Raw genomic sequence first — 21,818 nt, forward strand, 5'->3', positions numbered from 1 at the left:
AGATTCCTGGGTTGGCATCAGAGCCAGTTTCGCCTTTTCCGGTGTCAACAGGCCGATCAGTTCACGGCAGCCAGGCGCAGTTGCGCCCGAATCGCGTCGCCCAGTTGGCGCGTGGTCGCTGTGCCTCCCAGGTCTGGCGTCCGTACCTTTCCTTCGGCCAGCACCGCCTCGATGGCCTGCATCAGCATCGCTGCCGCCTCCTGCTCACCTAGAAAGTCGAGTAGAAGCTGGGCCGACCAGACCGAGGCAATAGGGTTAGCCACCCCTTTGCCTGCAATGTCGGGAGCCGACCCGTGAATCGCCTGAAAAAGACTCGGATAGCGCCGATCCGGGTTGAGATTCGCGCTGGGAGCCAGCCCCAGGCTGCCGACTACTGCCGCGCCCAGATCGGTGAGGATGTCGCCAAAGAGGTTCGAGGCCACGATCACATCCAGGCTCTCTGGCCTGGCAACCATCCGCGCAGCCAGAGAGTCGATCAATTGTTGTTCATGGGCAATATCGGGGTACTCGGCTGCCACCTGCCTGAACACGTCGTCCCAGAAGACCATCCCATACTGCATGCTGTTCGATTTTGTGGCGCTCGTTACCAGCCTGCGCCTGTGCTGACGAGCATACTCGAAGGCAGAGCGGATAATCCGCTCTGTACCTTTCCAGGTAAAGACGCTTGACTGGATCGCCACCTCATCTGGCGTCCCCTGATGCAAGCGGCCTCCCACGCCAGCGTACTCGCCTTCGGTGTTCTCTCGGATGCAGACCACATCAATAGCGCCGGGGCTTTTGCCTGCCAGGGGGCTTTGCACGCCAGGCAGCAAGCGCATGGGCCGAAGGTTGACATACTGATCGAACCCCTGGCGGATGGGCAGCAGCAAGCCCCACAGCGTCAGATGGTCGGGCACGCGCGGGTCTCCGATGGGACCAAGCAGGATACCATCGAAGCCGCCTCGCTCCAGCGCCGCCAGCCCATCCTTCGGCATCAGCGCGCCTTCCCGCAGATAGCGTTCGGTCCCCCAGTCGAAAGAGACTGTATCCAGATGGAAGCTGCCACACAGCCCGGCGAGCATCTCAAGAGTCTGGATGCTCTCTGGAATAACCTCCGGGCCAATGCCGTCACCCGGCAGTACAGCAAGCTGATAGTGGCGCATGACTCCTCCTGATTCTTCTATCTCATGCCTATGCCGCGACTTCAGCCCAACCAGCCGTCCTGGCGCTGGCAAACACTGCTTCAATGACGCGCATGTTAGCAACAGCGTCTTCTATCGGCGTGGGTACAGCAGCATTCGTGAGAATCGCCTGCGAGAAGGTATCGCCCTGGAGTGTATACTGGTTGCAGGTATCCAGCGTGATCTCCTCGATCTTCCCATCGTGTTCGTACCAGACCTTGCAAGGCCGATCAGGTGGAGCATTGAAGGGGATTTCAATCTCGATGCGCCCCTCGGTGCCGAAGATATTCACCCGCTGATACGGCGCGAGCTGCGTCCCACAGGTGAAGACCGCAGTACCAGAACCGAAATCCAGCATACCTGAAGCCAGGCGATCTGTTCTGAAGCGGGGGTCGTATTCCACAATGCCAGAAACCCGCCTGGGTTCAGCGTCAAAGATAAAGCGCGGCACTGAAACAGCATAGCAGCCAATATCCATCATAGCCCCACCGCCCACATCAGCGATGTTGCGGATATTCTCTCCATCGTCAAGATAGTAGGAGAAAATCGTCTGAACTGTGCGCAGTTCGCCAACTTTCCCGTCAGCCACCAGTTGCCTGGCCCGCTGCCATTGGGGATGATGCCGATACATAAAGGCTTCCATTACCTTCAGTTGGGGATGCGCTCTGGCCGTATCCACCAGGGTTTGCGCTTCAGCAGCCGTCATCGCAATCGGCTTCTCGCAGAGGACATGTTTGCCCGCCTGCAACGCCTTGAGCGACCAGGGTACATGCAGATGGTTGGGCAGAGGATTGTAGATAGCGTCAATAGTGGGATCGGCCAGCAGTTCCTCATAGGAGCCGTAGGCTTTGGGGATACCCAGTTGCGCCGCCGCAGCCTGCGCCGCCTCCAGGTTGCGCGATGCCATCGCGCTTATCTCACAGTATTTACCCTGCTGCATGGCAGGAAGAACCTGCTTCAGACCGATGTTAGCGGTACTCAGGACGCCCCAGCGAACCTTGTCCATTCTCTTTCTCCCCCAGATGGTCTTTTTACTAAACAACATGATTCACTGATTCGGAAAACCTGCCCTTCAGGCGCAAAGGGCAGATACAACCCACGCGGCAGAAGAAACGCATGCTCCCTGTGGATGAACAGTGTATCACACTGCTCAGATGCACAGAGAATATCACAGGGGGGTAATACCTTCTGAAACGGTCTGCATAATCGTTTGGGCCAGCCGCTTCAGCGCCTCCAACAGTTCCTCTGGCTGCTGCACGCGCAGGGGACATCCCAGCCCGACAAGAAAACGCGCCGCGTGATCTAAATCCCGCTCATACGCCCGCAGCAACACCCCATCAGCCCGTTCCTCCAGCTTCGCATACTCTGGTGGAACCAGCGCCTGAATATCCTCCAACGTCGTTTCCAGCAGCGCCTGGACGTGCCACGTATCAGGAATAGTGGCAATAATCCCCACCACAGCGGTCCGGCTATCAAAATCCGTTGGGCGCACAAAGCGCTCGTCGCTCAGTTCGGCTTCCAGCACGCGATCTAGCCGAAACACGCGAATCTCCTGGCGCAAGTGGCAGTAGCCGACAGCATACCAGCGCCCATTGCGATAGAGCACCCCATAACAATCAAATACGCGCCGCGTCTGCTCGCCGCTCCCAGCCTGATAGCGCAGGGTAAGGCGCCGTGTCTCCTGCGCGGCGGTGCTAAACGTTTTGAGCCAGTCCGTTGCAGGCAAGCCTTTCTGTATATTCAGGTCCAACGTTACATTTTCCTGCACCGCCTGGACGCGCTCGCGCACTGCGATTGGCAGAACGCGCTCGACTTTCGCCAGCGCCCCCTCTACGGCTGGAACTGTGCCGCTCAATCCGAGTTGGCGGGCCGCCAGCAGGCCCAGCGTCACCGCCAGCGCCTCATCCTCGGTCAGCATCAACGGAGGCAGCTTATACCCTGGGCGCAGCCGGTAGCCGCCATACCTGCCACGCCCTGCCTCAATTGGCATCCCCAAATCTTGCAGCATCGTGATATAGCGCCGGGCGCTACGACTATTCACTTCGAGCCGCTGGGCAAGCTGCGCGGCGGTAATGGATGGCCGGGCTTGCAGCAGTTCAAGAACCGTCAAAAGCCGTGTTACTGGAGAGTACATAGATGCCCTTTTCTTTCATGTCTGCACATTATCTCGTTAATTAGGACCAATTCTAACCACATTCCCTGGTATACTGCAATTGTATAGACACGTACAGATTCATCTTTTAGGAGGCTCGATATGGACACGCTTGCAAAAGCGCAGCAGTTTTTCCAGCACAATGGCCGAGATATTGACCAGGCACAGTGGGCATACCATTTCGCCGATCAGCCGCTCGATCATCTGCTTGGCGTCCTGGCCCGCTATCAGAATCCTGATGGTGGCTTTCATGGCCTGGAGGTGGACATCAAAGCGCCCGACAGCAATCCCTTTGCAACAGAAATCGCCTTACTCATCTGCCTGCAAGCTCATGCGCCCCAGGAGCATCCCTTGCTCTCAAAAATGGTAGGCTACCTTGAGCAAACCCAGGAGGAGAATGGGAACTGGCGTTTTGCGCCAGGAGTCTATAACCATGAGCTTGCCCCCTGGTTCCAGGGCTGGCAGTGGCCGAACCTCAACCCTTCTTGCACCCTCTCTGGCCTGCTCAAAGAACTTGGGTTGGGGGCCGAGACTCTCCATACGCGAGTTGAACGCCTCTTTGCAGAGCTGGCGCGAGTAGACGATCTCATAGGCGACGAGTTCTATAACGTTCGTCCATATGCTCACTACTTCCTGCCTGAGTGGAACCACCCGCAGCGCGAACTCTATCTCTCCGGCGTTCTCTGGTGGCTGATACGCCAGCATACTGCCGAGTCGGGCGTGGATAGCAACCACTTCTTTGCCTATGTTCGACGCCCGCAGACCTATACCGCCAGGCATCTTCCCGAAAACATTCTGAAGGAACAACTGGACCGTATGGAAGCTGAGCAGGAGAAAGATGGCGGCTGGCCCACGCCATATGACGCAAACTGGAGAGGCTGGACGACGATCCAGAATCTGCTCGTCTTACGGGCATTCGGCAGAATCTAATCGCCGCGCCCCGCTGAAGTGAAGCTGCTGGCGAAGATGCTGAGAAGCTGACCAGGGTCAGGTCCGGTCAATACCTCGACACGCGCAAGCCATTTGACCCATTCCATGCCACGATGGCCTGGGGCAACTAGGCGGAGAGGGAACCCATGATCGTAGGAGAGCGGCTCATTCCCAACATGCGTCGCCAGCAGCGCCGCTCTCGCTTCCTCCAGCGGCAAGCTCCAGCGATAGCTCGTCACCGAGATAAAACGGACGTTGCTCGCGTCTGCATTAAGTTCAACCTGATCGAGCAGCCGCCCGATACGGATACCCCGCCAGCGTTGAGTGCTAAAAAATCCGCTTGTACAATCGAGCGTCGCCTCCAACTCATCACCTGCTGCGACCAGTTCATCGTAGGAAAACGAGCGAGGCGTTTTCACAGCGCCATCCAGGACAAGCTGCCAGGTCTCTGTGTCAATCGGGCGTGGATGGTCGGCTACCCAGCTTGAGGCCGGGAAGACATTGCCAGCGTAGCTGCTTATCTCATGCGATCCGGTGAATCTTCGCTTGGCCCCAGGCAGACGAAGAACTTGTTCGCCGAACTGCTGAATCGGCCAGAGCGCCATCCCGCCGACGAGCAAAGCGCCGAATTGCAGCGCCCTTCGCCTGCCAACGAGATCGCGCTTGCGTAGCCGCTTCGCGCGAGCGAACATATGAAAGAAGATTGCTGCCGCGAGGGTAAAGCCGAGGATGATATGCCAGTTCAATAAACCGAATCCGGCAACATCAAGATCGCCACCTGCGGCCCACCAGATGCCGGAACCGAGCGTCACCAGAACAAAGATGGTTGCCAGCAGCCCCAGGACTGTGCGGCGATCCCAGCGCCGCAGGCGGAACAAACGAGGCCAGACGCGCCGCAGTTTCCCCCATAACAGCAGCAGCAGCCACAGTCCCCCGATGCCATGCAGCGCAAAGATGAACCAGTCCGATGGGAGGCCGCTGAACAGGCTGAGGAGACCAGTCGTCAGCGCAATAGCAGCAGCAAGCGCAATGCTCCAATCGGTGAGGCGCGGGGACATAGCCAACCCATCCTTCAGGGCATCCTTGTATAATGCCCTGATAAGCAGTACGCGATGAGATACAACATCATACAAGGATGCTCTTTGCCCCAGGGGCAGAAAGAAAACCTTGAGAGGATTCGGCCCCTGGGGTCAGGCCGCCAGGAAACACTGCGCCTGGCAGCCTGGGCCTGCCGCTCCGGCGCTTACGGTTTCTTGCGTCCCCGCTCGCCGCCAGTTTTGCCAATCCGGCTGTAGAAGGCCGAGCCATGATTCTGTTTGGTTGCCTCGCCGCCCATCCTACCGATTTGCGAATAATGCTCTGATCCCAGTTTGGCTTTGGCAGCCTCGCCGCCCTTCTTGCCGATGCGTGCATAGAACTCCGGGCCATACTTCTGACGTACTGCCTGCCCGCCATGTTTGGCCTTCTCGGAGCCTGGCTCTGGTCCGCGCTTAGAGGTAGTCATCGTGTTTTTCCTTTCTTGTTTCATGCGCTATCAGCGGCTTATTGCTAGTATAACACAAGAACGCATCGTCAATAGCCCATTTGGCTTCTAGAAAACTGACACTTCTGGCAAAGGCACGTGCAAGCGAACTCAAGTAAGTATGATCAGAACGTCGCCTTCGCTCACACTCTGCCCTTCCTTGCAGCGTATCTCTGCAATTTTCCCGCCAACTGGCGCCTCTAGCGGCAGTTCCATTTTCATTGATTCAAGGATCATCAGCACATCACCTGCATTGACCACATCACCTACGTTCTTCTCAATTTTCCACACCAATCCACTCACCTCTGAGGATACCCTGGTTGGCATGCCGTCTCCTCTCTCAATCATGGTCGCGTACCGTGTGATGGGCGTCCTGACTGGGCAGGAAGCAGCCTGTAAGCATCGTGTACCCATTCACAGAGAAGTGGGCGGCTGTCCCTGGGATCGATGATCTCCTCTATCCCGAAGCGTTCGGCGGTCCGAAATGGCGAGCGAACCGCATCCAGGCGCGCGCGAATCTCCGAGGCAAGGGCTGTCGGGTCGTCGCTCGCCTCCAGTTCGCTGCGATAGGCCACCTCAAGACCGCCTTCAATGGGGAGCGACCCCCAATCACCCGACGGCCAGGCATAGCGTTGGACAAAGCGATGCCGATTCGTCATGCCCGCGCCGCCAACGCCAAAAGCCCGGCGAATGATGATCTCGCCTGCGGGTACCGTTGCCTGGTACACCGCAGCGATAGCGCGCACGCCATAGCGGATAGTTCCCCGACGCTCCGCGCTGCGGCCAATCACCAGCCCGGGTTGGTCGGTTAACGTGACGATGGGTAGATGAAAAGTCTGACACAAGTCAACCAGCCGAATCATCGCTTCGGACCCTTCAACCGTCAGGCCACCTCCACCGATAAACGGATCGGCTGCCACCACCCCAACCGGATGGCCGTCTAGCCGCGCCAGCGCCGTGACGGTGGCTCGCCCATAGTGAGCAAGCTCAAAGACCGAGCCTGTGTCAAAGAGCGCCGCCAGAATCGGGCGAATGCGATACGGTTGGCGGCGGTTGCGTGGAATGGCAGACAGTAGAAACTCATCGCGCCGATGGGGCGGGTCTTGCGAAGGCTGCACCGGGGGAAGCTGAAAAACGTTTTGTGGCAGGTAGGATAAGAAACGGCGAATCTGGGCAAACGCCTCGTACTCCGTCTGCACAATCACGTCAACGGACCCGCTGTAGCGATGAATATCGGCCCCACCCAGTTCCTCCTTCGTCAAGTCTTCGCCCATGCCAAACTTCACCACCGGCGGACCGGCCACAAACAACTGCGCCGTACCTGCAACCATCACCGAAAAATGCGACGCCACAAGCCGCGCCGCGCCCAGGCCAGCTACTGAACCCAGGCACGCAGCGGCAACCGGAACCAGGCTCAGGTTGTCAACCACGTAATCCCAGCCGGGATTTGCTGGTACATAGGTGTGGCCGTGTTGTTCCAACAACTTCACGCTGCCGCCGCCGCCAGTCCCATCAACCAGCCGCACTATTGGCATCTGGAGACTGTTGGCAAGCTGTTCAGCGTAAATCTGCTTGCCAACTACCGAGGCGTCTGCTGCTCCACCGCGAACGGTGAAATCATCCCCGCCCACCACCACCTTGCGACCCTCGATAGCGCCAGTGCCAACCACAAAGTTGGCCGGACGAAATGCTGTCAGGCGCCCTTCACTGTACTCAGCCGCTCCTGCCAGCGCACCAACCTCGTGAAACGTTCCGGCATCGAGCAGCGCCTCAATCCGCTCCCTGACGGTGAGCCGACCCTGGGCATGGTGTCTGGCAACCTTCTCTTCTCCGCCCATGCGGCGGGCGAGATGTTCGCGCTGATGAAGTTCATCTATCTCCGGCTGCCAGGTCATGCTTATCCCCTTTCTGGAGTCGCCTGCTTTGAGAGAATATCACTGGTTGCAGCATTCTAGCCGCTGCGATAGCAAGCGTCAAGTCCGAAAATCAGCCCTTATTGGGCTTGTTCTCAACCATGAGGTGTTGGTAAGCGAGGCGTGTTACTTGTAGCGCCGCCTTCCAGGCGGCCAGCGTTGAGCCGCCTGGAAGGCGGCGCTACAGGTGGCCTTGTTCCCAACCATGATATGCTATAGTGCATACAACATCTGTGGCCGCAAGCCATCGCAAATAGCAGAAGGAGAAGCGGATGCAGCCTGTCACCTTCGCGGATGTTCTACGCGCTCAGCGCCGACTTCGCCCTCATCTGGCGCCTACTCCCCTACACAGCTATCCAGCCTTGAATGCCTTCATTGGCGCCCAGGTGTACATCAACGACAACTGGACACCTATCAAATTTCGTTTTTCGCTGGGCAGCGGTGAAACACAGCATATCGTCGTTCACGAATTCTCGTGCTGGGCGTAAGGTGCCTGCTGGCCGAGGGCGAGGCGCAGGTGTTCCAGGGAGGTATTCCCCCCGGAGCAGATGACGCCCACCTTCTTGCCGGTCAGTTCGTCGCGCAAGCGATACGCACCGGCCAGGGCTGCTGCGCCCGCGCCTTCGGCCAGGGTATGTGCACGTTCAATCATCCAGACCATAGCCCGCAAAATCTCTTCCTCGCTCAACAACAGAAAATCATGCAGGTGTTCGCGCATGATGGCCTGGGGGAGTTCAAAAGGAGCGCCAGTAGCCAGGCCCTCAGCGAAGGTGCGATTGGGCGCCGTGACGGGCCGGTGCTGCTTCCACGTTTCATAGGCCGCCGGAGAGGCTTCCGATTGCACGCCGATGACTTGTATTGACGGGTTAATGGCGTGCGCGGCGATGCCAACGCCAGCCGCGCCACTGCCCCCGCCGATGGGGACGAAGATGATGTCGAGATCTGGCTGCTCTTCCAGCATTTCCAGGGCCTCGGTGCCAACGCCCGCGATGAGCAGGGGTTCGTTGCCGGAATGGATGTAGCGATAGCCATGCTCGCGGGCAAGTTCCTCGCAATGCAGCTTGGACTCGTCGAAAGTCGCACCGTGTTTGATCACCTGCGCGCCCATGCCCTCCATAGCGGCGACCTTGCCCGGATTGGCCTGCTCCGGGACAATAATGATAGACTGGACGCCGAAAAGCCGGGCAGCGAAGGCAACGGACTGCCCATGATTGCCGGTGGAGGCGGCGATCACTCCGCGCTCGCGCTCCTCTGGGGTGAGCTGGGAAATAAGGTTGATCCCGCCGCGTACCTTGAAGGCCCCTACCGGCTGGTAATTCTCGTGTTTTATAAACAGCGTGGTTCCGACTAATTTGTTGATGGCGGGGTAGCTATGAAGCGGGGTATGTGCCAGATAGGGACGGATGCGTGTTTGTGCCTTCAGAATATCCTGCAACGTCGGGAAGGACACGGGAATCACCTCGCTTTCAGTTCTCGTCGTGCAGAGTATACAGCACTGGTATAGAGTGTTATACCTTACAAGTGGGTATAGAGGTCAAGATCAAACCTGGCAGGGAGTATAGGTTAGCCGTCGGACCATCGGACACCTGTGTGCGAAATATTCTCTCTAGCGTTTGACTTGACCGTCACCGTCCGGCATTTCAGCCTCCTCTAAGGAAGTATCGCGGCGGGGATGACGAGATGGCGACGAGCAGAGGATAGCTTCCATCTGCTCAAGCAGTTCTAGGAAGTTAATTGTACCAAAGCGGTAGGCGTAGAGCAATTCGTACACGTGCCGAATGCCTTCGCCGTTACCAGTAGGTTGTTCTGGCCTCATCAGTGTTGCCTCTGCTCTATGGGATATGCAGCATCCCGCTTGGCATTGTACCTTGCAGGGTTTTGTTGAACTTATGAGCTACACAACCACCTTGGCAGGCTCGATAAATCGTACCTCTACCGTTACTGAGTGGGTGTACAAAGTTCGCTGCCGAAGACGAGCGCACCATTCAGAGAGTTTGGCTCCGATCAGTATATCTTGCTCCTCGCTTACTACCGTGCTTATTCGTGCCGACCAGTCGGTGTAGACCTGTTGATCATTGCCTCGCCATTGCCCGCGCTGCCGTGTCTCGCTGTAGCCGCCAACTATCTCCAATAACTCCAGGCAGATCGTATCTATTTCTTTCTGGAGGTTGTGGCCCTGGTTATCTTCAAGCGGGAAGACAATGACCCGCTCGAACATTGCTGCTTCCAGTTGTTGCATGGTAGCACCTTAGAAGAATAAAGGTGTGAGAACGGCGGAGAGACTGCCTTGTCAGCTCGAGGCCGTTCTTTCAGGATGAGGACGCACTCAAGAATCCAGGTATTCGTCGGCGTACGCGCCTTCGAGCATCTCGTCAGGCTCGTCCAACACCAGTGACGACCATTCCTGGCTTAAACGTATGCGCTCTTTGAGCGTTATCAGGCCGTTGGCATAAGCGTCGGCGATGGCTGCCAAGCCAGACCGCAGCAGTTCATCGTCACGGGTAGAGAGGTGCGGTTGTGGTTGCTGCATGTGGCGCCTCGTGGTAATCTGCAAGAGCGAACGTCGGGTCGTATTTGGGTAGACAGTTAAAGAAGCTTCCGGCGCAATCGGAGGCTTCTTTGTTTTTACATCGCTAACAGCACTACAGGGGTATCATCGAACGCCGTGTACCACCTCCTCTCTAGCCAGCAGCCCGGCTCAGGCGGTTTATCGAGAGTGGCGAAGTAGAAGGCGTGCCAGATAGTCTCAGGCTCGCTGGTCGATGCCAGTTCAGCCTTTGTCCAGCGGCGCATCTGCTCCAGCCGCGCTTCATCTCTGAACGTCGTAAACGCGATGGTAATTGCACCTACGCCGAACAGTTCTGCTTGCCCGCGTTTGTGCAGGAAGGTGACGTAGCGCCTGATCTTCAGCCGGAAATCCTGCTGGAACTCCGTACCCCGGTCGTGCTCAAGCGCAATCGGCATCTGCATAACGCCGCCTGGGGTGCGCGTCTGGAAGTTCAGAAAGCCGTCGGGTATCAGCGGGCGGCGGCCAAGCATATAGGGCTTGCGCTTCAGATCGTGCTCGTGGCGGTAATCATCCAGCCAGTACGCGGGATTGGCCTTACCGAGCAGCATCGCTGAGATAAGCAGGTCGTTCACCTCTAGGGTATGGCGGATAAACGGCGAGTCATCCTCTGCCTTGCTGCCCCGGTAGGCTTTGACCTCCATGCCCGCCCGGTTCAGGTATTCAGCACCTCGTGCACCCAAGGCATAGTAATACGGGCTAGAGCGCTGTTTCGTCGGCAAGGCATCAGAGACAATCAGGCCGTTACCCGTCATGGCTTTCAGTTGCTTCTTGACGTACTTGAGACTGCCCGACAAGTAATGCAGGCGCGTCAACTGGTCGGCGGTCGCCAGGTGCAACTGGGCAATGCCCAGCGGCACCTGGTCGTCACCCCGAAGCAAACGGTCATGCACTGGGGTGATAGACACACTTACACCTGCTCCCAGCGGCTGATAGGCACGCCTTCGCCATGACTGATCGGCAGCACCTCATCATGGAGTAAGGCTTGCTCGACATCCTCGCGCGGGTGGCAGTACTTCGCCCTGGTCTGCTGGCGGATGGTTTGCAGCCGGGTACCAGCCTCAGCAGGTCCGACGGGCGCAGGCGTGGCGCTGGTGTAGATAACCCCAATATCTTCGCCGGAGCGCACGAAAGCCGCGCGTTTCGGGAGATTGCTGAGCATTTGGGCAATATCCGCCGGTTTGGTCCTGGTCTCCTTGCCTATCGGTTCTTCGGCCAGTTGGTTCATGAGCGACCGCAAACAGTACAAGAAGAAGTAAAACGTCTCCTTGCCGTTTTCTGGCTCGCGGGTCCATCGCTGATCACCCTCGGCAGTCCTGACAACAAGGTGAGCCGGGAAGCGGTCCATCATTTCCGGGCCTAGCTCCCAGTCTTTCGCGCCGCGTGCGGCTGCAAAAAAGCCCTTGCCAGAATTCGCAAAACCGCGCGGGATTTCGTAGGGTATCGGCAGGAGCCAGTTCCCGGTACGCATCACGTCATACAGCAGGCGGTCTAAGAAGTACGTCGGGTCGTCCACGATAATCGCCTGCCCGACCGTTTCACCGCTGCTTTGTATGTCAATAATCGTCCGGCGCAGATCGAAACCAGGGTTGACGATCTCGGTCTTGCCGCGCCCGCGCCGGTAGCGTTGGAGCGGTTGCAGGAAACCGTCAACAAAGCATTCGGCAACTATGCCATAATCGCTGGCCCGCATGAGCAATGTTTCGGTGACGTGCGGGTCAATGTCTTCGGGCTTGATGGTCGTTTCCTGGCTCGGATACACATGCGCCATTTCGCGCCCGTCTTCCGGGGTCGTTTGGAAGCATATCTTGGTGCGCGCGGTCATGGTGGACTGCTGCAAGAACTCCGGTAACTGACCGCGGTACTGATGTGCCACATGGGTGCGGATAGAAAATTTCCTGCCTTCAGTGAAAAGTTCGGCGAAGTCGGGCGTCGCAAAGTGCTGGAACTCATCAACATACAGGCTGAACCCCGGTCGCTGCGCTTCGGGTATATCCGCAAAACTGAACAACGCCGCGTGCAGTTGGGCGATAATCACCGTCCCCAGCAAGCGCGCATCTTGGGTGAGCGTCTTAACTGGCAGGCGCACAAACACAATCTCACGGCCCTCGATAGCCTTGCGCCAATTCACCGTCGTCTTGCTCTGCCCGACGATGTTGCGGACCAGCGTCCGGCCCAAAAACAACGCTTCCAGGCGGTTAATGAGCGGCTGCACGCGGCGGTTCTGCTCTGTGTCTGAGAGGTTATCGTACTGGGTCGCCCAAAACTGCTTGATCGTTGAGTCGGTGACTTGCGCTAGCAAGCGGGCGCGGAAGTGCTCATCCAGCAGGAAGGTGTGCATGTCCACCAGCGTTGCGCCAGGGTTGGCTAAGAGTACCAGCGTGGCGGCACGCACGTAGCGCGGCAGGTTCTGCTGCGAGAGCACCTCCGGCCATAGCACTTCAAAAATGTGCATCAGCCGGTCAACGGCCTGCGCCTGCGCGAGCGAGGTGGTCAGCTTGGCATGGGCAAACACATTGACGCCGAAGGGAGCCTCCTCATCCTCCATATCCAGCAGGTAGGCACGTTCCAAGCAAGCGGATGGAAGCTGCGCGATACAGTTTTTCGTCAGGTCGCCATGCGGGTCTATGACGATAGCCGCCCGGCCAGCGGCGGCGTCCTGGGCAATCAGGTTCTCTAACAGGCCGGACTTCCCCACCCCCTGCACACCGAGCACATAGGTTCCGGCGTAGCGGTCGCCGTCTGGGATGAGCAGCTCGTCGCGGGTTTCGGGATGGTCGCCGAGCTTGAGGTGACGGCGGCGGAAGGAGGTTCTATCTGCGGCTGGCAGGTACTCCAGGTAGCTATGCGATACGAACGGCACAGGCACCACTTCCTTTCAAGAGGTGGCTAGGAGACGACTAACGGGGCTGACGATCTTCGAGCGGGGCTGGGATAAACAAACGGGTACTGCCAGTGCTGGAGATCGGCGGCGCTGCCTGAGGCGTGACGAACGTGCTGGTGACGTCCGTTTGCACCTGGGTGGACAGACGCACGTCGCGCCGCCACTTGTAGTACCAGATACCCCAACACACAGCGGCGGGGAGCGCGAGGGGGAGCCAACACCCCCAGACTTTGGCGAGCACGCACAACATGAACAACATTGCGCCGGTACATACCAGCGCAACGGCCAAGGCTTGCCCTTTGGTCATTTTGGGTGTCCTTTCATTCGAGCTAGTGCCAGCGGAACTACGAGGACGCCTACGAGGTTTTGTCTACATGAGACTGATCTATAGAAATGTTACCCAATGTTTGCGCCTATAGTCAAGATTTTAGACGCAGATTTTGGTCAATTTGGATGCAATTCGTATGTATTTCACAAAATACCGGCGATGGGTCGTTACGTTGTGAATATCACAGAGTTATCAGGGGTAATACTGCTTGACTGATGCCGGTATATACCGGTATACTGTGAGAGGTAAGCAAGGAGAGAAACATCGAACACGGCGAAGGAACATAAAAAGGCCAGCGGTGGCACGCTGGCGAGCTATCCAAAATAACCTACTAAGCACTTTAACATAGGAAACCGACATGGACAAGATACTACGCAAGGTTGCGGATGTGCTTGAAAAGTCTATAAGCGGCGTTGCCGCAAGCGTCGAACTCGTTTTGATAGACCTTGTATTCGGCAAAGCCAAGTACCGGCGGCACGGGCCGAAGATGCGGCCAATCATTCACCGGACATATAACAAAACGGTGATTGTTCGTGAGCCGCTCGAACGGGTGCACATCGTCAAGACGAGGCACTAACCGCCTGGCCGGAGCGTTATCCGGCTAATCCACGTTAAGGAGGAAAAGGGAGCAATGACAAAGAAAAATCAGGGAAGAACTGTTAATCTGCAAAGCCCGGTATGGAAGACCATAGCGAAAACGCTTACTCCTAAGCAGTAGGCGACTGGAGCGATAGTGTTGCCCTGAGCATGGCACAAAACTGCTCACCTTATAACGGAGAATCGCTATGGCAAAACACGGTTGGGAAATCTACGGCGTACCGGAAGAGGTGCGTTACCTCTTCACGAAATATACCGAACTGAAAGACAGGAACTTAGGTGAGGCGGTCGGCGAAGCATTGCGCCAGTATGTGGCTGGTAAGCTATCGCCAGCAATGATCGAGGAGATTTTGGCGGACCAACCCCAAGAATTGACGGCTGCGCCTGCTGAGTGATATTAGGAAGATCACGAAGCAGTCAGGAACAAATCGGCGCGTATATTTACGGCACCCGGTTGCTTCGGCGGTGGTCAGCGCCTGCCATGTCGAAAGGCCATAGGGTACGCCGTGGTGTGCGACGCAGCATCGTACTGTACATCGCTCCTGCCGTCGCATTGGTTCATAGGGAAAAGTTCTGCTAATACTTCACAGTTTCGGCGGCTAACTGCCGCTCATTGATGCACAGCCAGGCAAAGTGCTTCGCCCTTCCCTGCCCTGGCTTATCATGCTTAACTTCTTCGGCGGTGATAGCCCACCGCTCGACATTGACACCTTTCCAAATCTGCTTGTAGATGAAGCTGTTGACTTTGGTGCCAATCCGCTTGGCGACACGTTCAGCGGTCTGGGCCACCTGTCGGAGCTTCGCCAGATACTTCAGTGCCCGTTCCCAGTTGGTCGGCGTACCTTCCTGCCCCGGTGCGGCTGTCGTTTTCGTCGCTCTCGCAAACCAATGGCTCGGCTTGTCTTTGGTCCGAGCAATGGCGGCTAATTCGAGAAGATCACGTGTATGCCCTTCCCTGACGAGCTTCTTGAACTTGTTGCGGTACATTTTGTTGTCAATCAGATCATCAATTTCCTGCGGAAGTTCTATAGAAGTGTTGTTAGTAACTGTACTAACAGTATCTTCTATAGAAGCTTCGTTGCATTTTTGTCGCTGACTCACCCGTGCGCCGTATCTGCCTTGCAGCGCCTCACTTAGTTGTATGGTACTCATCAAAATCCCTTTTTTAGGGCACGCAGAATAGCCCAGGAGCGGCTTTGCTGTGCCTGGTTAGGTTTGTATGGATCGGCGTTGCCCGCGCGGACTGCGGCCGATTCCGAGGGCAAAATAAAAGCCCCTAGTCGGGGCTTAAGGTTTTATAAGATTTGCAGTAACAAAACGTCGCAAGACAATTTTAGCACTGCCCGCTTTCTCGGTCAATACCTTACAGCGGCCTGCCTCTTACCCCGGTTGTTCACCTAACAGCCTACAAAACTGCGACGTCTTGTTACTGCTAGGTTGCTAGTATCATACAGCCAGCGTTTTTACCCTGTCTAGCCGTACTACAGTACTCCCGTACCACAGTACGTCCCGTCCCCTGGTCCCCTAGTACGGGCGTACCGTGGAACCACGGCGCCGGAGCACCCTAGTTCCAGAGAACTATCGTACGAGGGTACTCTAGTACCATAGAACCAAGGGACTAGGGTACCCCTACATATGCAGCAGGTGCAACAAAATAGCATTGACAGTACGCTTGCTGCTGCATTAAGCTTACCGTTATGAAGGCGTATCTCAACGCATCCGAGGTCGCAAAACTATTGAGGGTAGACCGGGCCACGGTCAGCCGCTGGCTCAAGAAAGGCCGCGTGAAAGGGGCAACCAGAGTTGGTAGTGCAGGGCAGTGGCGCATTCCATTAGAATCATACGATAAGCTTATCAGAGGCGGCCAGCAATGAAGGTGGTTAGCTTCTCGATATTCAAAGGCGGGACAGGGAAGACCACCTCCACTGTCAGCACAGCCGCCGCGCTGAGGAAGAAAGGGAAGCGCGTTTTGTTGGTTGACCTTGACCAGCAGGCGTCAGCGACACGGTATCTTGATCTTGACCCAGAGGCAACCCCCAGTCTCTACGATGTCTTTCTTGGGGCGAAGTCCGCCCAGGCTGCGATCAGACATACTAAGTTCGGCATCGATGTCTTGCCATCCCACTACCTGCTTGCAGCCATTGAAGAAGCGCTGGAGCCTGGTGAGGAGCAAAAGCTCTCAGGTATGCTAAATCCGTTGAAGCAAGAGTATGACTTCATCCTGATTGATACGCCGCCTGGCAAGGCTATGCTGGCGTTTAACGGTCTGGCCGCCGCCGACCTGATTGTTATACCAGCCTCTGCCGAACGCATGGCAGTAGACGGCGTAGCAGACCTTATATCGCATGTCCAGAAGATCATGTGGTCAAAGTTCGCTCTGGGCCATCAGGAGCTACGCATCCTGTTTACCATGTACCGGGCGACGACCAGTCATTCACCGGCTATCGTCGAGAATGCCCGGAAAATCTGGCGCGAAAACGTGCTGAATTTCAAGATACCTCATGCCACCATCTTCTCGCGTTCCTATGACGAGAAGACACCAATCGGTATGTTAGACCCATCCCACCCTGGTGCAATTGCTTATGACCTGTTTGCGGATTGGTTAATCGACAGCAGCAATGAAGCAGCCTAGAACCAGTGATTTTGACCCGAACGCTAAAGAGCATAGCCTCAAGTCTTCGATGGCCGACTTCCCGGCTATAGAGAAGCCGAGGCCGGTACAGCCCAAAATTGCTGCCAAAGAGCAGGGGACTCCAGGACCAGAGGACCAGAGTACCAGGGTACCCCTGACATCCGCCGCTGAGCCGAAGCGAAAGATTAAAAAGCGGCACCCCTTCGACATCTATGAAGATCAGATTGAGGCGCTTCGGCAGCGCTCTATTGAAGACCAGAAGCAGGGAGGGATTGGCAGCCAGAGCGCGATGGTTCGGGAAGCGCTAGATGACTGGCTCGCCAAAGTCAGGGGAAGAATGGCACCATAGGTCCGCTCTGGACATGAACTATGGTTCCTCACCTATGAGATACAAGCAGGATTGGCCCTCCTTATATGACCTCTGGAGGCTTACCTTACGTTGATCGTAACAAACCTGCTATACGTAAAAACCATTCCACCGCACTTGTTTGTATCTGGGGTATTGATACAGTAAGCAGGGGCGCAGGCTACCTTCTGGGCATTTGGGTGGCCGGCCCCCGCGAGGGAGCGATGACACGAGCAGAGCAGCGGCGTAGAGTCCTAAAAGCCAAAGTAGCTTTGGCGCTCTACAGCGAGTACGGCAGAGTACCCCAGGAAAAACAAATTGACGAGGTGTACCACGTAACCAGGGTGCTGTATAAGGCTGCCCTCAATACTCATTACTTGCGGAAACGGCTGAAGACCGGGCAACTGGCGCTGTTTTAGGTGAGAGAACAGCTATGCTGATAGGCTACGCCCACGTCTCTCCCAGGACCAAACGCTACACATGCAGACCAACGACTGAAGGCGGCTGGCTACGACCTCAGCCACATTTCCGCTGATACTATCAGTAGCTCTACGGTTGACCAGCCAGGCTTATGCGAGGCACTGAGCCACTGGCCGAGGTTTGGACACCACGCCCTGAACGATCAGAAGCGTCCAGGCAGACCAGCAGGGCATTGATTACCGCTTCTTTCTGGCCTTCCCATCAGTCTTGTATATTCCTTTCTAGCCTACTATTCATGCCACACCGTCGGCAGCGTTTTTTACGCGGCACCTCGCCAGAGGTGTAAAGTAATTCGCGGGCAAGCTAAACCACTGCATGCCTTGCGAGCGGGCTGTATAATGACAGCCTACGACCGTGACCGGAAGAGCCATAAAGCGGCTCTGATACTTCCCGCGCATCACCCCAACGCGCTAGAGACGACAAAGCCATAGGCCACCATGCAAAACGATGCGAACGACAACTGGCATCATGTGCCAGCAGATGAAGAAATAATCCTGCGGAGCGGAAGGCAAGATAAGAACGCAGATGAGCGCGAACGCGCACCCAAGACGTTCTCTGTAACACATAAAAAACCGGCGCGTTCGCACCCCAAACGGCAGACCGAGTACGTCATGCTCTGGGTCAAGCGGGGCGTGAAGCGGGAGCTTCAGCGCATCGCCGACGCCGAAGGCTTGAGCCTGTCGCGCACCGGAGCCGCCGCGCTTGAGGAGTGGCTGGCACAACGCCTACACATGCAGCACGCGGGCCTATTGCAGCCCATTATCGAGCGGGCTATCGCCACCCACATGCGAGCGTACAGCAGCCGGATAGCCACACTGCTCGTCAGAAGCATGTTTGAGAGCGAGCAGACCCGCGCCATAGCTACGAACATCCTAGCCCGGCAGCAGGGCGTTACCCAGGCTGTGCTGGAACAAATCCTTGACGGTTCAAGCGACACCGCGCGCCGCAATATCACCCGCGTGACGCCCCAATTAGAAAGCCTGATACGCGAGGTAGAGCGCTGGCTGGAGCGGAGCGCCGAAGCCACTCAAGAGTAACAATGACCGTTGTGAAGGCCAGTTATACCCGGCAGGGCGGGATTGCAAAGGATGCAGTCCGCTATATTGAAAGCCGTCCCGGCAGGGAGCGCGCCAAGATGCAGAGAACCCTGTTTAATGCGGATGGAAAAGTGCAGCGGCAGGAAGTATACGCCATGATCGACCAGGCCGACCAGGGCTGCTACTTCTTTCGCCTGGTTATCAGCCCGGACCCGTGTGGCGAGGATAGAGACAGAGAACTCTCGCTCAGAGATATCACTGAGCGCACCATCCAGAGCCTGGAAGCTCGTTTCCAGCGTCCCTTGCAATGGGTAGGCGCAATACACGCCGACCATGCCGGGCATCGGCACGTCCACGCGCTTGCCATCCTGCCGGAGCGCCTACAGAAGCAAGACCTTGACCGTCTACGCGAGGCGGCTACAGAAGCAGCGCTGGAGCAGGTCCAACAGCTTGCGCTGGCCCGCAAGGAACGGGAACGTGTGCAGGAAGAGTTGTCATGGTAGAGCAGGTACTCCATCGGGCACGTTTTGCCCACACCCGCGAACTCTGGCACTTGCTGTCTGACTCATTTATTCCTGATGGGGTGCTGCTCGGAACAAGGCGGCTGTTTCTCTTTGGCAAGCCGTCCGTGACGGTCAGGAGATCAAAGCAGCGCCCGGAGATCGGTAATCTTTTGATCGTTGCCCCCACCAGAGGCGGGAAGGGGCTCCTGGCGGTCAGCCAACTGCTCACCTGGCATCACAGCGTGATCGTCAATGACATCAGGGGCGACCTCTTTGCTCAGACTGCTGGATTCCGCAACCTGCTCGGGCCGGTCTATGTGCTTGACCCCACCGGAGCCGGGCACGCCTACGACCCCTTACAAGGGAAGACCACCGAAGACGCCCTCTACGCCAGCGCCGCGCACTTGCTGTACCAGACCGAGGAACGGGAGCCGATCTTTACGCAGCGAGCCACGACGATGCTGATGTGTATCTTTGCCGCGGCCAAGCAGGAAGGAGTAGCCGCCCTGCCATATGCCAGGGCGCTGCTTCGCTCAGGTCTGGCCGCTTGTGCGGAGCGGTTGCAGACAGTATCCCCAGACCTGGCGACCCTGTTTCTTGATGTGCGCCTGGAGCAGGCTCATCTTACCGACCGCTTTTTGCTGTCGGCCTGGGGAACCCTCACGGCCAGGATGCGCCCGCTGCTTACGGAGACGGTTGTACGGTCGCTGGCACGGACAGACGTTACTGCTGAACAGATTATGACCGACAAGAAGCCGGTTACGGTGTATCTGCGCTGGAAAGAGCAAAACCTGCTGGCCCTATCGCCACTGGTCCGGCTCTTATGGGGGTCTCTTATAGATGAGTTAATCACGACCTATGACCAGCGAGCGGGAAGCGGCTGCCAGCCGGTCCTGTTGCTGATCGATGAAGGCGGAAGAACGGCTATACCCTCGTTGGCCGACCACGCTACGACGGTAGTGGGCCGCGGTATCAGCATATGGCTGGCGGTGCAATCCCTCTCACAGCTAGAGGTGGTATACGGCAAGGCCCGCGCCCAGGTGCTCAGAGACAATATGGAGAGCCAGCTTTACTACCGGCCCACCGATGTAGCCACTGCTCGCTATGTAGAAGAACGTTGCGGTAGACGATCAGCGTATGCCCGCCATACCACCGAACAGCAGGGCGGCCACGCCAGCGAGGGACGATCAGAGCAGGCCGTACCACTGCTGAGCGCCCAGGAGTTCTTGCGGTACAAAGACCATGAGGTTATCGGCTTTCACCGGGCGTTGCCGCCGATCAAGCTAGAGCGCATGGACTGGCGGCAATACCCCTTACTACAGAAGCGGCTATCTGTACCTCCACCGAAACTACCCACTCTTGCGGACATTGCCGATCTGCCTATGATGCGGGGAATGAACCAACCTGTGTACATAGACCCTGACGGGTAGACGCCGGATGGGCTGCAATCAAGGGGAAGAACGGACCTACGCGCGCTCTAGGGGAGGCAGCGCCGACTGATACGCTTGCGCATACGATGGCTGTTCTGACAGGGCATGGGTTTAGGCAAGCACTGCTGCCTCTGGTGCCCAAACGGAGGTTCCGTGCCTGCATACTTGGGTAATGTAAAGCTGCCGTTCGGTAGCAGCCATCCAGGTACGCTCGCCTGTGCAACGCCGCGGCGTGTGTTGCGTTCTTCCTCAGAGAAAAGAGGAGAGTCCCGTCGGCCAATCGAGTAAGGGCCTCCGTCTGGCGGCAACCTGGCCCTCCGCTCAGAGTCATCTCGGGTACTGGCCTGTCATACGGTACCGTTGTTTTCCGTCTCCCAAGCACGCATGGCTAACCGCTTGCTCATCGTGGCCGATGCAAGGTCAGTGTCTGGCAACCCTAAGGTTATATAGGTCGGTGCGCCCTGGCCTCTAACAGTCGTGTCACCAGGTTGCTTTAAAAGCTTAGGGGTATATTGTGGTGCGCGTTCCCCGTTTGCACAGCGCCAGGTGCTTCTTGACGAATACTGGCGAGCTGTTCTCGGCCAAAGTGCTGCTTAAATCTATTAAGCATGCCAGCTAATACTGTATGCTTGCCGTCAATAGTCTGCCCTATAAATGGAGGTGCTTGCATTGGCCCCGACCGCTAGACCAGGGCACCGCTTTATGATTGATGCTTGACCGTTTTGGGACGGCAGTATGGGCCTGATTTTGTCAGGAATTGTCGGTCGGCTGTGGATAACTGATGATACCAATCAGGCGGCAGAGTGAGATGTAGTCCTAAATACAACCCTTTTCCTGTGTGGCGTAAAACGTTGTATCGCACGCAACGGATTTTTGGCCGGATATGTTGCTCGTGCGCCGCTTCCAGGCGTTGTATCGCACGCAACGGATTTTTAGCTGGATATTTTGTTGGTGAGCTTCACATAGCGACTGCACTTTATCTCCGAATTTGTTCTTGTCCGGACCCAGAAACGCTGGGAAAATTGACACAGGCCCATTCCTGGGCCAAAGACATAAACATAAAACAAAGCTTTGGATACAAACACTGCTAAAACCAAGATGCTCATAAGCCCCGCGCTCGCCAAGTATGTGCCGGGGCTATCTATTGTTCTTGCCTGTTTGTTTCTCTCCTCCCTGCTATTCCCTCAGTCCGCGACAGCGGCAACCAGCAGCACGATCAATTTTCAGGCCAGGCTAGAGACATCATCTGGTGCTATCGCCGCTGATGGCGACTATAATGTTGAGTTCAAGCTGTACGATGCCAGTAGCTCTAGCGGTTCCTCGCAAGGCTCCTGCACG

The 21,818-nt window shown here is 56.9% G+C and carries 22 protein-coding genes; 9 read left to right on the forward strand and 13 right to left on the reverse strand.

Going from position 1 to position 21,818, the window contains the following annotated elements:
* Positions 1 to 56: 56 nt before the first annotated feature.
* From VH599_07165 to VH599_07175, 3 genes are all read right to left on the reverse strand, one after another.
* Positions 57 to 1,142: a tartrate dehydrogenase gene (locus VH599_07165; protein HEY7348085.1), complete on the reverse strand. Its 1,086-nt coding sequence runs from the start codon at positions 1,140 to 1,142 to the stop codon at positions 57 to 59.
* A 28-nt stretch (positions 1,143 to 1,170) separates the two neighbouring features.
* Positions 1,171 to 2,166, reverse strand: coding sequence for a Gfo/Idh/MocA family oxidoreductase (locus VH599_07170; GenBank protein ID HEY7348086.1), 996 nt, complete (start codon positions 2,164 to 2,166; stop codon positions 1,171 to 1,173).
* A gap of 162 nt (positions 2,167 to 2,328) precedes the next feature.
* Positions 2,329 to 3,294, reverse strand: coding sequence for a YafY family protein (locus tag VH599_07175; GenBank protein ID HEY7348087.1), 966 nt, complete (start codon positions 3,292 to 3,294; stop codon positions 2,329 to 2,331).
* A gap of 120 nt (positions 3,295 to 3,414) precedes the next feature.
* Here VH599_07175 and VH599_07180 point away from each other — a divergent pair, with 120 nt between their 5' ends.
* Positions 3,415 to 4,242: a hypothetical protein gene (locus tag VH599_07180; GenBank protein ID HEY7348088.1), complete on the forward strand. Its 828-nt coding sequence runs from the start codon at positions 3,415 to 3,417 to the stop codon at positions 4,240 to 4,242.
* Here the strand turns inward: VH599_07180 and VH599_07185 are convergent.
* From VH599_07185 to VH599_07200, 4 genes are all read right to left on the reverse strand, one after another.
* Complete coding sequence (locus tag VH599_07185; protein ID HEY7348089.1) at positions 4,239 to 5,300, reverse strand: molybdopterin-dependent oxidoreductase; 1,062 nt, start codon at positions 5,298 to 5,300, stop codon at positions 4,239 to 4,241. The genes VH599_07180 and VH599_07185 overlap by 4 nt on opposite strands.
* Positions 5,301 to 5,485: 185 nt before the next feature.
* Positions 5,486 to 5,746: a hypothetical protein gene (locus VH599_07190; GenBank protein HEY7348090.1), complete on the reverse strand. Its 261-nt coding sequence runs from the start codon at positions 5,744 to 5,746 to the stop codon at positions 5,486 to 5,488.
* A gap of 129 nt (positions 5,747 to 5,875) precedes the next feature.
* Positions 5,876 to 6,091 carry an acetyl-CoA carboxylase biotin carboxyl carrier protein subunit gene (locus VH599_07195; GenBank protein ID HEY7348091.1) on the reverse strand — a complete coding sequence of 72 codons (216 nt, stop codon included), beginning with the start codon at positions 6,089 to 6,091 and terminating at the stop codon, positions 5,876 to 5,878.
* A gap of 17 nt (positions 6,092 to 6,108) precedes the next feature.
* Entirely contained in the window at positions 6,109 to 7,659 is a 1,551-nt protein-coding gene (locus VH599_07200) for a carboxyl transferase domain-containing protein (protein ID HEY7348092.1), read from the reverse strand.
* Positions 7,660 to 7,949: 290 nt separating this feature from the next.
* Between VH599_07200 and VH599_07205 the strand changes: the two genes are divergently transcribed.
* Positions 7,950 to 8,165, forward strand: coding sequence for a hypothetical protein (locus tag VH599_07205; GenBank protein HEY7348093.1), 216 nt, complete (start codon positions 7,950 to 7,952; stop codon positions 8,163 to 8,165).
* Here the strand turns inward: VH599_07205 and VH599_07210 are convergent.
* The 5 genes from VH599_07210 to VH599_07230 form a co-directional block, all read right to left on the reverse strand.
* Positions 8,141 to 9,127, reverse strand: coding sequence for a threonine/serine dehydratase (locus VH599_07210; protein HEY7348094.1), 987 nt, complete (start codon positions 9,125 to 9,127; stop codon positions 8,141 to 8,143). The two genes, VH599_07205 and VH599_07210, sit on opposite strands and share 25 nt — an antisense overlap.
* A gap of 444 nt (positions 9,128 to 9,571) precedes the next feature.
* Positions 9,572 to 9,916 carry a hypothetical protein gene (locus VH599_07215; protein HEY7348095.1) on the reverse strand — a complete coding sequence of 115 codons (345 nt, stop codon included), beginning with the start codon at positions 9,914 to 9,916 and terminating at the stop codon, positions 9,572 to 9,574.
* An 87-nt stretch (positions 9,917 to 10,003) separates the two neighbouring features.
* Complete coding sequence (locus VH599_07220; protein ID HEY7348096.1) at positions 10,004 to 10,207, reverse strand: hypothetical protein; 204 nt, start codon at positions 10,205 to 10,207, stop codon at positions 10,004 to 10,006.
* A gap of 95 nt (positions 10,208 to 10,302) precedes the next feature.
* On the reverse strand, positions 10,303 to 11,151 hold the full coding sequence (locus tag VH599_07225) for a replication-relaxation family protein (GenBank protein HEY7348097.1): 849 nt from the start codon (positions 11,149 to 11,151) through the stop codon (positions 10,303 to 10,305).
* Between the two features lie 2 nt (positions 11,152 to 11,153).
* Positions 11,154 to 13,106 carry a hypothetical protein gene (locus tag VH599_07230; protein ID HEY7348098.1) on the reverse strand — a complete coding sequence of 651 codons (1,953 nt, stop codon included), beginning with the start codon at positions 13,104 to 13,106 and terminating at the stop codon, positions 11,154 to 11,156.
* A 707-nt stretch (positions 13,107 to 13,813) separates the two neighbouring features.
* On the opposite strand from VH599_07230, the gene VH599_07235 reads away from it, so the two are divergent.
* A complete protein-coding gene (locus tag VH599_07235; GenBank protein ID HEY7348099.1) occupies positions 13,814 to 14,032 on the forward strand; it encodes a hypothetical protein in 219 nt (72 codons plus the stop codon).
* A gap of 208 nt (positions 14,033 to 14,240) precedes the next feature.
* Positions 14,241 to 14,447, forward strand: coding sequence for a hypothetical protein (locus VH599_07240; protein ID HEY7348100.1), 207 nt, complete (start codon positions 14,241 to 14,243; stop codon positions 14,445 to 14,447).
* 181 nt (positions 14,448 to 14,628) lie between these two features.
* Here VH599_07240 and VH599_07245 read toward each other — a convergent pair whose 3' ends face one another.
* On the reverse strand, positions 14,629 to 15,204 hold the full coding sequence (locus VH599_07245) for a hypothetical protein (GenBank protein ID HEY7348101.1): 576 nt from the start codon (positions 15,202 to 15,204) through the stop codon (positions 14,629 to 14,631).
* A 718-nt stretch (positions 15,205 to 15,922) separates the two neighbouring features.
* On the opposite strand from VH599_07245, the gene VH599_07250 reads away from it, so the two are divergent.
* From VH599_07250 to VH599_07270, 5 genes are all read left to right on the forward strand, one after another.
* Positions 15,923 to 16,684, forward strand: a complete 762-nt coding sequence (locus VH599_07250) for a ParA family protein (GenBank protein ID HEY7348102.1) — start codon at positions 15,923 to 15,925, stop codon at positions 16,682 to 16,684.
* Positions 16,671 to 17,033, forward strand: coding sequence for a hypothetical protein (locus VH599_07255; protein HEY7348103.1), 363 nt, complete (start codon positions 16,671 to 16,673; stop codon positions 17,031 to 17,033). Before VH599_07250 ends, VH599_07255 begins: the two co-directional genes overlap by 14 nt.
* Positions 17,034 to 17,947: 914 nt before the next feature.
* Entirely contained in the window at positions 17,948 to 18,547 is a 600-nt protein-coding gene (locus VH599_07260; GenBank protein ID HEY7348104.1) for a hypothetical protein, read from the forward strand.
* A gap of 98 nt (positions 18,548 to 18,645) precedes the next feature.
* Entirely contained in the window at positions 18,646 to 19,050 is a 405-nt protein-coding gene (locus VH599_07265) for a hypothetical protein (GenBank protein HEY7348105.1), read from the forward strand.
* The gene (locus tag VH599_07270; protein HEY7348106.1) at positions 19,044 to 20,480 is read left to right on the forward strand and encodes a type IV secretory system conjugative DNA transfer family protein; all 1,437 of its coding nucleotides are present in this window, start codon (positions 19,044 to 19,046) and stop codon (positions 20,478 to 20,480) included. The genes VH599_07265 and VH599_07270 overlap by 7 nt, the downstream gene beginning before the upstream one ends.
* Positions 20,481 to 21,818 lie beyond the last annotated feature (1,338 nt).

The organism is Ktedonobacterales bacterium (assembly GCA_036557285.1).
Classification (GTDB): Bacteria; Chloroflexota; Ktedonobacteria; order Ktedonobacterales; family DATBGS01; genus DATBHW01.